The 14,308-nt window shown below is 34.4% G+C and carries 10 protein-coding genes and 1 other RNA gene; 7 read left to right on the top strand and 4 right to left on the bottom strand.

Annotated elements, in window-relative coordinates; genetic code table 11:
- Positions 1-4: 4 nt before the first annotated feature.
- Positions 5-847 (top strand): MBL fold metallo-hydrolase, encoded by an 843-nt coding sequence (locus QZ136_RS07645; RefSeq protein WP_291402095.1) that lies wholly within the window; start codon positions 5-7, stop codon positions 845-847.
- A gap of 66 nt (positions 848-913) precedes the next feature.
- Here QZ136_RS07645 and QZ136_RS07640 read toward each other — a convergent pair whose 3' ends face one another.
- On the bottom strand, positions 914-1,897 hold the full coding sequence (locus QZ136_RS07640) for an aldo/keto reductase (RefSeq protein WP_291402093.1): 984 nt from the start codon (positions 1,895-1,897) through the stop codon (positions 914-916).
- 169 nt (positions 1,898-2,066) lie between these two features.
- Between QZ136_RS07640 and smc the strand changes: the two genes are divergently transcribed.
- The 4 genes from smc (at position 2,067) to QZ136_RS07620 (ending at position 8,425) form a co-directional block, all read left to right on the top strand.
- Positions 2,067-5,618 carry a chromosome segregation protein SMC gene (gene smc, locus QZ136_RS07635; protein ID WP_291402091.1) on the top strand — a complete coding sequence of 1,184 codons (3,552 nt, stop codon included), beginning with the start codon at positions 2,067-2,069 and terminating at the stop codon, positions 5,616-5,618.
- A gap of 26 nt (positions 5,619-5,644) precedes the next feature.
- Positions 5,645-6,541: a M28 family peptidase gene (locus QZ136_RS07630; RefSeq protein ID WP_291402088.1), complete on the top strand. Its 897-nt coding sequence runs from the start codon at positions 5,645-5,647 to the stop codon at positions 6,539-6,541.
- 37 nt (positions 6,542-6,578) lie between these two features.
- An RNA gene (gene rnpB / locus QZ136_RS07625) (RNase P RNA component class A) lies at positions 6,579-6,960 on the top strand.
- 85 nt (positions 6,961-7,045) lie between these two features.
- On the top strand, positions 7,046-8,425 hold the full coding sequence (locus QZ136_RS07620) for a sigma-54 dependent transcriptional regulator (RefSeq protein WP_291402086.1): 1,380 nt from the start codon (positions 7,046-7,048) through the stop codon (positions 8,423-8,425).
- A gap of 20 nt (positions 8,426-8,445) precedes the next feature.
- On the opposite strand, the gene QZ136_RS07615 is transcribed toward QZ136_RS07620, so the two are convergent.
- The 3 genes from QZ136_RS07615 to QZ136_RS07605 all read right to left on the bottom strand — a co-directional run bounded on the left by QZ136_RS07615 (position 8,446) and on the right by QZ136_RS07605 (position 11,400).
- On the bottom strand, positions 8,446-9,852 hold the full coding sequence (locus QZ136_RS07615) for an NAD(P)(+) transhydrogenase (Re/Si-specific) subunit beta (RefSeq protein ID WP_291402083.1): 1,407 nt from the start codon (positions 9,850-9,852) through the stop codon (positions 8,446-8,448).
- 41 nt (positions 9,853-9,893) lie between these two features.
- Complete coding sequence (locus tag QZ136_RS07610) at positions 9,894-10,202, bottom strand: NAD(P) transhydrogenase subunit alpha (protein WP_291402081.1); 309 nt, start codon at positions 10,200-10,202, stop codon at positions 9,894-9,896.
- A gap of 70 nt (positions 10,203-10,272) precedes the next feature.
- A complete protein-coding gene (locus QZ136_RS07605; RefSeq protein ID WP_291402079.1) occupies positions 10,273-11,400 on the bottom strand; it encodes an NAD(P) transhydrogenase subunit alpha in 1,128 nt (375 codons plus the stop codon).
- 168 nt (positions 11,401-11,568) lie between these two features.
- Here QZ136_RS07605 and lepA point away from each other — a divergent pair, with 168 nt between their 5' ends.
- Positions 11,569-13,356: a translation elongation factor 4 gene (gene lepA / locus QZ136_RS07600; RefSeq protein ID WP_291402077.1), complete on the top strand. Its 1,788-nt coding sequence runs from the start codon at positions 11,569-11,571 to the stop codon at positions 13,354-13,356.
- 72 nt (positions 13,357-13,428) lie between these two features.
- Positions 13,429-14,307 carry a tetrahydrofolate dehydrogenase/cyclohydrolase catalytic domain-containing protein gene (locus QZ136_RS07595; RefSeq protein WP_291402075.1) on the top strand — a complete coding sequence of 293 codons (879 nt, stop codon included), beginning with the start codon at positions 13,429-13,431 and terminating at the stop codon, positions 14,305-14,307.
- Position 14,308: the final 1 nt, after the last annotated feature.

The following is a 14,308-nucleotide window of genomic DNA, read 5'->3' as shown; positions in this document are numbered from 1 at the left end:
ATTAATGAAGTTATTTACGATCGAAACAGGCTTTTTTAAATTAGATGGAGGTGCTATGTTCGGCGTAGTACCAAAATCTATTTGGCAAAAGACTAATCCCGCAGATGAATTAAATCTGTGTACTTGGGCCATGAGATGCCTTCTAGTACAAGATGGCGATCGATTAATACTTATTGATAATGGCATCGGAAATAAGCAAGATGAGCGCTTTTTAAAACATTATTACTTACATGGCGATGATACTCTTGAAAAATCTTTAGCAAAAAATGGATTTTCAAAAGATGATATTACTGATGTTTTTTTAACCCATTTGCACTTTGATCATTGCGGCGGATCTATCGATAAACTTGAAGATGGCACTTTAGTCCCAGCCTTTAAAAATGCCACATACTGGAGCAATTCTAATCATTGGCAATGGGCCATCGAACCAAACGATCGTGAAAAAGCTTCTTTCCTAAAAGAAAACTTATTGCCTATACAAGAAAGTGGAAAATTAAAATTCATTGACTGTGTTGATGGAATTAATTTTACCGATAATATTAAAATCCGGTTTGCATTTGGCCATACCGATTCTATGATGTTGCCACAGATTTCATATCATGGCAAAACCATTTTGTACATGGCTGATTTACTGCCTTCTATCGGGCATATTCCCCTTCCATACGTGATGGCCTACGATATGTTTCCTCTCAAAACTTTAAAGGAAAAGAAAGAATTTCTTGCAGAAGCGGTAAAAAATGATTATATTCTTTTCTTAGAGCATGATCCAATTAATGAATGCTGTACTCTACAAGAAACAGAAAAAGGTATTCGAGTAAAAGACACTTTCAAACTTACTCAAGTTTAATATTGACTTAAATAAAAAAAGCAATCCAATCGGATTGCTTTTTTTATAATTGAAAATTACAATGATTTAAACTACAGTAATCTGAGGTTTTGTCCCAGTAATCACATCAATTTCATCCATTATCTCCTGATTTAATAAAGGTAAAATTTCCATTGCGGTTAAATTTTCTTTTAGCTGACTAACTTTTGTTGCTCCTAAAATGACAGTACTTACATTAGGATTTTTAAGACACCAAGCAATAGCCAATTTAGCAAGAGTGGTATTTAATTTATCAGCTACTCCTTTTAAAAGCTTAACTTTTCTAATATTATCTTCAACCAATAGCCTGTTTTTAAGCCATTCCAGACTCTCAATACTAAAGCGTGTATCTTTAGGATCAGCATCATTATATTTTCCTGAGAGTAAACCAGAAGCTAGCGGACTCCAAATAGTGGTGCCCATTCCGAAATCTCTAAATAATAATAAAAATTCATTTTCAATTTTTTCACGCCAAAGCATATTGTACTGAGGCTGCTCCATTACGGGTGGCACTAAATGATTTTTCTCGGCAAAATAATGTGCTTGCATAATTTCTAAAGCACTCCATTCCGATGTTCCCCAATAAAGTGCTTTTCCTGACTGAATTAATTGATGCATTGCCCATACAGTTTCTTCTATGGGTGTTTCCTTATCCGGGCGATGACAATAAATTAAATCTACATAATCTAATTGAAGTCGTTTCAGTGCATTATGTGTCCCTTCAAAAATATGTTTCTTTGAAAGTCCAATCATATTGGGCTTCTTTTCTTCTGCTCCAAAAAATATCTTGCTAGAAACTATATAAGAGCTACGATCCCAATTTTTCTTTTTCAGAATATTACCCATTACAATCTCTGACTTCCCACCTGCATAACCTTCTGCATTATCAAAGAAGTTAACACCCCCTTCATAAGCCACATCCATCAACTCTTCGGCCACCTTATCTTCAATCTGATTACCAAAAGTTAACCAACTTCCAAGAGAAAGTGCACTAACTCTTAAACCAGATTTTCCTAATCGTCTGTATTCCATAATATTATAAATATAACCTGTTAATTTATTTTTCTTTCTAAGATAGCAAATTGCCCATCAAAAAAAGATTTATCGATTCTAATGCTAAAAAATATCGCAATGCTCTGTAATATTTCTTAAATTGTGCCCCTAAATAAAATTCAAATTCGCACAAAGCGAAAATAGTAAAATGCAACTTACCCAACTGGAAATCAAAGGTTTTAAAAGTTTTGGTGATAAAATCACTATTAACTTTAACGAAGGCGTTACAGCAATTGTAGGCCCTAATGGTTGCGGAAAATCGAATGTTGTTGATGCCATACGCTGGGTTTTAGGCGAACAAAGTACCAGAATGCTACGTTCCGAAAAGATGGAAAACATCATTTTTAATGGAACAAAAAATCGTAAAGCATCCAATTTAGCAGAGGTTTCTTTAACCTTCGACAATACAAAAAACATCCTACCAACAGATTTTACAAAAGTTACCATAACTAGAAAACTTTATCGATCAGGCGAAAGTGAGTATCGATTAAATGATGTTGCTTGTCGTTTAAAAGATATCACAGACCTCTTTCTTGATACAGGAATTGGCTCAGACTCCTACTCTATCATTGAGCTTAAAATGATAGATGAGATCATTGCCAATAAAGACAATTCAAGACGTGCTTTGTTTGAGGAAGCTTCGGGAATCTCTAAATATAAGTTACGAAAAAAACAGACATTTAACAAATTAAAAGATACAGAAGCTGATTTAAGTCGCGTTGAAGATTTACTTTTTGAAATCGAAAAAAACCTCAAAACACTTGAAAATCAAGCAAAAAAGGCTGAGCGTTATTTCAAACTGAAAGAGCAATACAAAAATTTAAGCATCCTTCTAGCCTCTTTTCGTATTATCGGATTTAGGGAATCGCTTTCAAGACTTGAAGATAAAGAACAGGAACATGCTTTAGGCAATTCAGGAATTAGCACAGCAATAAGCAATTTGGAAGCCTTATTGCAACAACAAAAACTTGATAATTTAAAACTTGAAAAAAATCTTTCTGTACAGCAAAAAGCTAGTAACGATTTTATTGCTAAAATCAGAAACTACGAAAGCGACAAAAAATTAAAAAACGAGCAATTACGCTTTTTAGAAGATAAAAAGACTCGCCTAAGCGATGAGTTAGAGAAAGACAAAAACCAGCTTAACCACGTCTTTTACAATCAAAAACGATTGAATGAAGAACATCTTCAAGAAAGTGAAATCCTTAATAAATTACAAAGTTCTTTAGCGACTCAGCAATTAGAAATAAACGGACTTAGAGAGAACCAACAAAAATCAAAAGCGCAATTAGATTCTTATACAAAAGAAAATACTGACCTTCAAAATCAGGTTTATAAGCTTGAAAAAGACATTGCCATCCTAAATATTCAAAAGGAAGCACTTTTTCAGGAAGCTAACCGAAATATGGAGGACACTATTTCTAAAGAAACTGAACTCAATGAATTTAATAAAGTAATTAATGAAATTGGTGGTAATTTAGAGATCAAGCAAAAAGAATATAATAATAAAAAAGAGCTTGAGGACGAGCTTAACCGTCAAATTCAGCGAAGCACAGAAAAATTAAAAGAATTAAAGGAGACTTTAAACCAGGAAAGCCGTAAGCTCGATTCCAAGCAAAACGAGTATAATTTAACTAAATCAATGGTTGATAATCTGGAAGGTTTTCCGGAATCTATTCGTTTCTTGAAGAAAAATGCTGGCTGGGCAAAACAAGCTCCCCTATTTTCAGATATTTTATTCTGTCGTGAAGAGTATAGAATAGCTATTGAAAACTACTTGGAACCTGTAATGAACCATTATGTTGTTGAAACACAGGCGGAGGCTATTCAGGCCATTCAATTACTCAACGATTCTTCTAGAGGACGAGCAAACTTTTTTATTTTAGATGCGCTAAGTAAAAAAACCAAGTCAAATTCTGAAAAATTAAGCGGAACGAATTTAATATCAGCACTTGATATAATCGATACCGACTCTAAGTATCGCCCGCTTTGTGAAATCCTTTTAAACAACGTATATCTTCTAGAAACTGGTGATGAACAAGAAATTAAATCTGCTCTACCGGAAGAACAATTTGTAATTCTCAGTAAATCAGGGATGTTCTCAAAAAACAGAATTGGCATGTCTGGTGGTTCTGTAGGTTTATTTGAAGGGAAAAGAATTGGGCGTGCTAAAAATCTGGAAAAGCTTTCAAAAGAAATTAGTAGCACAGAAGCCAGCTTGACTAAGTTAAAGTCGGAAATTGAAATTGAAGAAGAAAATCTTAAAAATCAGAGTGAATCATCTCAAAAAGATACAATTAACCTCCTTCAAATTGAGATTAATAAACTAAGTAATGAGTTTACTTCTGTAAAAACAAAACAAGAACAATACCTAGCATTTATTGAAAATAGTCTAAATAGAAAGCAAGACATTGAACAAAAAATTTCAAGTATAAGTGCTGAATTATTGACTTCTGAGCCACTTTTGGCTGAATTAAAAATCAAAAAGAGCGATAAAGAGGTCCAATTAATACAATTCCAACAAGAATACAATGAACTTACCGAACTATTAAGCAATAAGTCAGGTTTGTTTAATCAGGAAAATATCCGTTTTCATCAACAGCAAAATAAAGTATCGAGCATTGAGAAGGATCTGGAATACAGAGAAAGTCAGCAAAAATCACTCGAAACTAAAATAGAAAGTAATACGAGCGAGCTTGAAAAAACCAATTTAAGCATAAAAGAATCATTACAACATGCAGATCATTCTGATGAAGATTTAATTGCGATGTATGCTCAAAAAGAAGAGTTTGAAATTGCCTTGAGAGACTCAGAGCAAGAGTTTTATGCTTCTAGAGGTAAAATTACTGAGATTGAAGAAAACATTAGTACGCTCCGTAAAAACAAAGAATCAGCTGATTTAATAAGTAATGAGTTAAAAGATCAAAAAACAGCTATAAAACTTGAATTGAACGCATTAAAAGAACGTTTATCTGTCGAGTTTTCAATTGATATTGCTGAACTTTTGGATGACGAGATCAATCAAGCGCAGGAGACTGAAAATGAACAAGAACTTCGTGAAAAAACTGAAAAATTAAAGAAACAACTTGATGAATATGGCGCTATCAATCCGATGGCGATGGAAGCATACCAAGAGATGAATGAGCGCTATACATTCATTCAATCGCAGAAAAAGGATCTTTCAGAAGCAAAAGCCTCACTTTTACAGACTATCAAAGAAATTGATGATACTGCAAAGGAAAAGTTCATGGAAGCATTTACGAGCGTTAGAACACATTTTATTGAGGTTTTCCGTTCATTATTCAATCAAGAAGATAGTTGCGATTTAATTTTAGCGGATCCAACAAATCCATTAGAATCTGATATCGATATCATAGCAAGACCAAAAGGTAAAAGACCATTATCGATCAATCAATTATCAGGAGGAGAAAAAACGCTAACCGCGACTGCAATTTTATTCTCCCTATATTTATTGAAACCTGCCCCATTCTGTATTTTTGATGAGGTGGATGCTCCTCTTGATGATACAAATATTGATAAGTTCAATAATATCATCCGTGAATTCTCTGATCGCTCTCAATTCATCATTGTATCCCATAATAAGCGTACTATTGCAAGTACTGACATAATTTATGGTGTTACAATGGCAGAACAAGGTGTTTCAAAAGTTGTTGCTGTAGATATGCGTGAGGTTGCTTAAGTTTGGGTTCTATTTAAAAAATTGATATGAAAAAAGTTCTTTTAATCATTGCTTTACTTTTAGGGTTTAAATCTCAGGCTCAGCAAATAAATCGAGTTGACTTATTAAAAGACATTGAGATTTTAGCATCTGATAAATATGAGGGACGAAAAACTGGAACTTCTGGAAACCATGCTGCGGCAGAATATATCATTGATCGATTTAAGAAAATAGGTCTTAACTCCATTAATGAGGATTTTAAGCATAATTTTAGTTTTAAAAACCGAAAATCAGAGCAAGTAAATGGGACTAATTTAATTGCTTATATCAAAGGTAAAACAGAAGATATAATCGTTATTTCAGCACACTATGATCATGTAGGCATCAATAATTCAAAGATTTATTATGGTGCTGATGACAATGCCTCTGGTGTATCTGCTTTATTAAGTATTGCTGAATATTTTAAAAAGCATAAACCACAAAGTACAATTTATTTTATAGCCTTTGATGCAGAAGAAATGGGTCTGCAAGGAGCATATGCATTTTTAAAAGATCCAAAGACCAATAAAAAGGCCATTAAATTAAATATTAATATGGATATGGTTTCCCATAATGACAAATCTGAATTATATGCAGCAGGGACCTATAAAACACCAGTTTTAAAAGAAATTATAAAGGATGCAGATAAAAATACTGGAATAAGTATAATTTTTGGCCACGATATTCCTGGTAGCGGGAAAGATGATTGGACCATGCAAAGTGATCAAGGTCCTTTTGCAAAAGAAAATATACCCTTTATTTATTTTGGCGTTGAAGATCATAAAGATTACCACCAAGCAACCGATACCTTTCAAAATATCAATCAGGATTTTTTCTACTCAGCAGCAACAGCAATTTTAAAAAGTATAATTAAACTAGATAAAGATCTTCAAAGGATAAAATAAATTCCCCTACTCCTTAATTCAAAATTCTTATCTTTGAGATGCAAGCCGTTCTATCGCCGTGATGAAAGTCAAGGAGGAAAGTCCGGGCAACATAGAGCATCCTGCTTCCTAACAGGAAGGCATCATGAAAATGGTGACGGAAAGTGCCACAGAAAATATACTTCCTGCTTCGGTAGGTAAAGGTGAAAATGTGAGGTAAGAGCTCACGGTAACTTATGGTGACATAAGTTGCGGTAAACCCCAGGAGTTGAAAGACCAAATAGGTTCCGGAAGCGAAACTGCTCGTTTCCTTTGCTGCAAAACAGCAAAATCCGGAATGGGTAGGTCGTTAGATCATGTAAGCAATTTCATGGCTAGATAAATGATAGAATTTCCGATTTATCGGAAAACAGAACCCGGCTTACAGGCTTGCATTTTTTGAAAAATCATTTATTAATTTATAGTTACAATAATTTAATTTTAATTAATTATCGTAACGATCTTTAAATTAATTCTCGAAAATATATGGCAAAAATTCTAATCATAGATGATGAAAGGTCAATACGTAATACTTTACGTGAGATTTTAGAATATGAACAATATCAGGTCGACGACATTGATAATGGTTCTGATGCACTGATTCTTATCGCTAAAAACGAATATGACTTGATTCTTTGCGATATAAAAATGAATAAGATGGATGGTATGGAGGTTCTGATAGAGGGACTAAAAATACAACCAGACTTGCCTTTTATCATGATTTCTGGACATGGCACCGTAGAAACTGCTATTGAATCCAGTAAAAAAGGAGCCTATGACTTTATAACCAAACCACCCGATTTAAATAGATTGCTATTAACGGTTAGAAATGCCTTAGAACGCAAAAACTTAGTGATAGAAACCAAGGTATTAAAGCGTAAGGCTAGTCGCACACGTGAGATGCTTGGTAAATCAACCGCTATTCAAAAAATTAAAGATACTATTGACCGTGTTGCCCCTACTGATGCGCGTGTATTAATAACCGGTGCTAATGGCAGTGGAAAAGAATTGGTTGCGCGTTGGCTACACGAAAAATCGAACCGTGCAGATTCTGTATTAGTTGAAGTTAATTGTGCTGCCATCCCTTCAGAATTAATTGAAAGCGAGCTATTTGGTCATGAAAAAGGATCTTTTACCTCAGCCATTAAACAAAGAATTGGAAAATTTGAGCAAGCCAATGGTGGGACATTATTTTTAGATGAAATTGGTGACATGAGTCTCTCTGCTCAAGCAAAAGTATTACGTGCACTTCAAGAAAATAAAGTAACGCGTGTAGGTGGTGAAAAAGAAATTGATGTTGATGTACGTGTGATAGCTGCAACCAATAAAGATCTCCAAAAAGAAATTGACGCAGGCAACTTCAGAATGGACCTTTATCATAGACTAAGTGTGATCTTAATTCATGTACCAAATTTAACAGAACGCAAGGAGGACATTCCTCTAATTGCACAAAACTTTTGTACCGAAATTTGCAATGACTATGGCATGCCCCTTAAAGCGATCAGTGGAGAAGCTATGGATGCATTAAAAAACATGGCATGGACTGGTAATATTAGAGAGTTAAGGAATATGATTGAGCGTCTTATCATTTTGAGTGATAAAGTAATAACTGATAAGGATGTTATAGCTTTTGCTAATCCGAATTCTATAAGCTCTACATCCGTAAGCACAAAAAATAATCATTCCTTAAATTTTGACAGTTTTACAAATTTTCAGGAATACAAAGATTATGTAGAACGCGATTTTATTAAATATAAATTGGAGAAAAATAATTGGAATGTATCAAAAACAGCCGATGAAATCGACATCCAAAGAAGCCATTTATATAGTAAAATTGATAAATACAGCTTAAAACGTGAAGAATAAAACGCTATATTTTTTTTAATTTATAGCGTTTTAATTTCTGCAACTAATTTCTGAAGTACATCTTTTGCATCTCCAAATAGCATGGATGACTTAGGTTGGAAAAATAGTTCATTTTCTATCCCTGCATAGCCTGGATTCATGCTTCTCTTATTAATAATTACCAATTTGGCTAACTCTACATCTAAAACCGGCATACCATAAATTGGTGATGCAGGATCTGTTTTGGCAGCAGGATTAACAACATCATTTGCGCCTAAAACAAGGACAACATCTGTTTGAGGAAAAACATCATTAGCATCTTCCATTTCCAAAAGACTTGAATAGTCTACATCAGCTTCTGCAAGCAATACATTCATGTGTCCTGGCATTCTACCCGCTACTGGGTGGATAGCGTAGTTTACTTCAACTCCTTTATCGCTTAGCAATTTTTCCAGTTCATGGCATACGTGCTGAGCCTGAGCAACAGCTAATCCATAACCTGGCACAATCATTACCTTTTTAGCATAAGCCATTACAACTGCCGAATCGCTGATGCTAATCTCTTTATAGGCACCCTGATCTTTAGAAGCAGCACTAGATTTTGATCCCCCGAATGAACCAATTAAAACATTACTTAGAGGCCTATTCATGGCCTTACACATTAAAATAGTTAATATAGTACCTGCAGAACCTACCAAAATACCTCCAGTAAGCATAACGGGATTATCATATAAAAATCCCCCAAATGCTGCTGCAACACCTGTAAATGAGTTTAACAAAGAAATAACAACTGGCATATCTGCACCGCCAATAGGTAGCACGAAGAATAAACCATAAATTATAGACAAGGCAAATACTACATAAAATAAGGTTTGAATTTGTAAATCACCTGAATAAATTGAGTATCCTGAAAGACAAATAATGACACCAAAAATTAACAAATTCATGATATGCTGCCCCTGGAAAGAAAAATCTTTAATCCTTCCATTTAACTTAGCCCAAGCCACCATACTCCCTGCAAAAGAAATAGTACCAATAATCAATCCCGCAAAAATGATTAATAAAATACCAGAATCAGAGACCTCACCGTCTTTCATTAAAGAATAAATATGATCAAATTCTAGAATGGAAATTAAAGCTGCACAAGCACCTCCCATCCCATTAAATAAACTAACCATTTCGGGCATGGCAGTCATTTTAACCCTTTTTGCAGCTAGTGTACCTAAAACTGACCCAATAATTAAAGCGGCAAAAATCCATGGATAATTTTGCAGTTTATGACCATCCTCTTCATAAAGAAAAATAGTCGCAAAGATTGATATTGCCATTCCTGCTGCAGCAATAAGGTTACCTCTTCTTGCACTTTCCGGGTGACTCAACATTTTTAATCCGATGATAAATGTTACTGATCCGATTAAGTAACAAATGACAAGTATGTTTAATTCCATGTAATATTTTTATAAATGATTTTTCAAAAGGTAATGTTTACTTATTTTTTCTTTTTAAACATTTCCAACATTCTATCGGTTACAACAAAACCACCAACAACGTTTAAGGTTCCTAAAATAACAGCTAAAAAGCCCAATATAAGTGCGGTTAAATTATCACTTTGAACTTTGCCCATTACAATAATAGCCCCGATAATAACAACCCCATGAATTGCGTTAGCACCACTCATTAAAGGAGTATGAAGCACACTTGGTACCCTACCTATCACTTCAATACCTAGGAAAACACTTAAAAGAACGATATAAATCATATCCTGATGAAGAGTAAGCCAATTTAACATAGTTTCCATTTCTAATATATCTTAAAATTCATATCTATTTGTTTAACAATAATTTATGTAAAATATATAAAGTAATACTTTATATATCTGCTATTTCTTTAACTCGATTATTACAAATCTCACCATTGTGAGTAATGCAGGTACCTTTAACTAAATCATCTTCAAAATTTAAGTTTAGTGAAGCATCTGCTCCAATAACTAATTGTAAGAAATTTAAAATATTCTTACCGTAAAGCTTACTCGCATCGGATGGCATGGTGGCTGGTAAATTTGAGTTACCAATAATAGTTACATTCTTATATCTTATTGTCTTACGATCTTTCGTTTGAGAAGTATTACCACCTGTAGCGGAGGCTAAATCAATGATTAAAGAGCCGGATTTCATATTATCCAAAATAGCATCTGGCAATAAAATTGGAGCTTTTTTACCAGGAATTTGAGCAGTAGTAATAATAACATCAGCTTTAGAAGCTACATCAGCAATTCTTTCTCTTTGTTTTTGAAGATATTCTTCTGTTTGAACAACTGCATATCCACCAGCGTTGGAAGAATCAAGAGCACCTTCAACTTCAATAAATTTAGCTCCTAAACTCATCACCTCCTCTTTTACGGCGGGTCTAGTATCAAATACTTCAACAACGGCACCCAAACGTTTTGCTGTAGCAATCGCTTGTAATCCTGCAACACCAGCACCCAAAATCATTACTTTCGCTGGTGCGATACTTCCTGCAGCGGTCATAAACATTGGAAAATATTTAGGCAATTGCATAGCTGCTAACAAAACCGCCTTATAACCAGCAATATTTGCTTGAGAACTCAAAATATCCATACTCTGCGCTCTGGTAGTTCGAGGCAACATATCCATGCTAAAAGTTGTTAAACCCTTTTGAGCCCACTCTTGCATTAAATTTAAATTAGCTAGGGGACTAAAAACTCCTAAAATAATGGCGTTTTTCTTAATACTTTTTAAATCTTCATTCGACAAAGAATTAATAGTCAAAAGAACATCAGCATTTTTTAAAATTTCTTCTCTTGTACTCAATTCGGCACCCTGTTCTTTGTATAAATTATCAGGTGCAAAAGCTAAAATACCACAATCGTGCTCCACTAAAACTTGAATATTTTGCTTGGTAAGCACTTTTATGTGTTCTGGAATTAAAGAAACTCTAGTTTCAATTGATGGTTCACGTAAGATTCCAATTATCATAGAATAGGCTGTAAATGAGTAATTTCTACAAAATACTTAAAATAATTAAAGAATAAAAAAGAAAGATATTTTAAATGAAAATGCTGGCTTTAACGCATCATAAATTACAATCATATTTAAAAGAACTAAAGCAAAATTTGCTTACAAAAAACTATATTTGCATTTCAGATGAAGCACATAAGAAATTTTTGCATAATTGCTCATATAGATCACGGTAAAAGCACCTTAGCCGACCGTCTTCTGGAGTACACTAACACGATAACTCAACGTGAATCTCAGGCTCAATTGCTTGACGACATGGATTTAGAACGTGAACGTGGTATTACTATCAAAAGTCATGCTATCCAAATGGATTATATTCAGGATGGACAGCCCTATGTTTTAAATTTAATTGATACACCTGGGCACGTAGATTTTTCCTATGAAGTTTCTCGTTCCATTGCTGCATGCGAAGGTGCACTATTAATTGTAGATGCTTCACAAGGTATTCAGGCTCAGACCATTTCAAATCTATATCTTGCGCTAGAGCATGATTTAGAAATTATACCAATTCTTAATAAAATGGACCTTCCTGGAGCGATGCCTGAGGAGGTTAAAGATCAGATTATTGAATTAATTGGTTGTAAGCGTGAGGAAATTATTCCTGCTTCGGGAAAAACCGGTTTGGGAGTTGACAATATATTAAAAGCTATTGTAGAACGTATTCCAGCGCCAAAAGGAAATCCTGATGGTGAATTACAAGCTTTAATTTTCGACTCAGTATTTAACTCATTTCGAGGTATTATCGCCTATTTTAAAGTCCTAAATGGGGAAATCCGTAAAGGAGATAAAGTAAAATTTGTAGCAACGGATAAAGATTATATTGCTGAGGAAGTTGGTACTCTAAAATTAACTCAGAAACCAAAGGATGTAATAAAAACAGGTGATGTAGGTTATATCATTTCTGGTATCAAAGAGGCTCGTGAAGTTAAAGTTGGTGATACCATAACTCATAAAGAAAGACCAAGCAAAGAACCAATTAAAGGTTTTGAAGAAGTTAAACCAATGGTTTTTGCCGGGATTTACCCTGTTGATACGGATGAGTACGAGGAATTGCGTGAAAGCATGCACAAATTGCAGCTAAACGATGCTTCAATCGTATTTGAACCTGAATCTTCGGCAGCATTAGGTTTTGGATTTCGTTGTGGATTCTTGGGAATGCTTCACATGGAGATCATTCAAGAACGCCTTGAACGTGAATTCGATATGACGGTTATCACTACCGTTCCAAACGTTTCATATAAAGCATTTACATCTAAAGGTGTAGAAATTGATGTTCATAATCCTTCCGATCTTCCTGACCCTAGTAAACTAGATCATGTTGAAGAACCTTATATCAAGGCTAATATCATCACTAAATCAGAATTTGTTGGTTCAATCATGTCGCTTTGTATTCAAAAAAGAGGCACTATCATCAACCAATCTTATCTTACCTCCGATCGTGTTGAGCTAATTTTTGAAATGCCAATGGGCGAAATTGTATTCGACTTCTACGATCGATTAAAAACAATTTCTAAAGGATATGCCTCTTTTGATTATCATCAAATTGGATATCGTCAGTCGGATCTAGTTAGACTAGATATTTTATTAAATAGTGAACCTGTAGATGCATTATCTTCTCTAATTCACCGAACTAACTCCTATAATTTTGGAAAGAAAATCTGTGAGAAATTAAGAGAACTAATACCAAGACAGCAGTTCGAAATTATCGTTCAAGCCTCAATTGGAGCTAAAATCATTGCTCGTGAGACCGTTAAAGCCTTGCGTAAAGATGTAACAGCTAAATGTTATGGAGGTGATATTTCAAGAAAAAGAAAACTCCTTGAAAAGCAAAAGAAGGGTAAAAAACGTATGCGTCAGGTAGGAAATGTGGAAATTCCACAAACTGCATTTATGGCGGTATTGAAACTTGATTAATTCAAAAATTCGCTTTTCGCGATTAGCGAAAGGCGAATTGTAATTCTAAAATAATACCCAAATTAATAGTCGATGCAATTACTAGACGGAAAGTTTGTCTCAGAAAAATTAAAACAAGAGATAGCTGTTGAAGCTGCCACAATCTTAGAAAAAACAGGTAGAAAACCTCATCTAGTAGCTATTTTAGTTGGACATGATGGAGGCTCAGAAACCTACGTAGCCAGTAAAATAAAGAATTGCGAAAAAGTGGGATTTAATTCTACCTTATATCGCTATGAAAATACTATTACCGAAGAAGAGCTCCTTAAAAAGATAGACGAAGTAAATCAAGATCCAAATACTGATGGAATTTTGGTACAACTTCCACTTCCTAAGCATATTTCTGCTGATAAAGTAACAGAGAAAATTTCACCAGAAAAGGATGTTGATGGCTTTCACCCGGTAAATCTTGGTCGGATGCAAAGAAACCTTCCCTCATTCCTACCGGCAACACCTTACGGCATTTTACTGATGCTTCAGGAATATGGAATAGATACCGCTGGAAAACACTGCGTAGTTATTGGCAGAAGTAATATTGTTGGATCTCCAATGAGCATTTTAATGGCTCGCAACACTAATCCTGGGAACTGTACAGTAACCATTTGCCATAGTCGCACACCCGATATTAAAAAATTCAGTTTAGATGCTGATATTCTTATTGTTGCCATTGGGAAAAAGAATTTTGTTACCGCCGATATGGTAAAAAATGGAGCAATTGTTATCGACGTAGGTATGAATCGTGAGGTATCAACTGAAACTAAATCAGGTTTCAAATTATATGGCGATGTAGATTTTGAAAATGTAGCTCCAAAAACATCTTGGATTACTCCAGTTCCTGGCGGTGTAGGATTAATGACTATTGTAGGTTTACTAAAAAATACGCTTGCATCAGCTAAAAAGGAGATTTATTGAT

It is taken from the genome of Daejeonella sp. (assembly GCF_017495225.1).
Taxonomy (GTDB): domain Bacteria; phylum Bacteroidota; class Bacteroidia; order Sphingobacteriales; family Sphingobacteriaceae; genus Daejeonella.
This window is presented reverse-complemented; position numbering and strand designations above follow the sequence as displayed.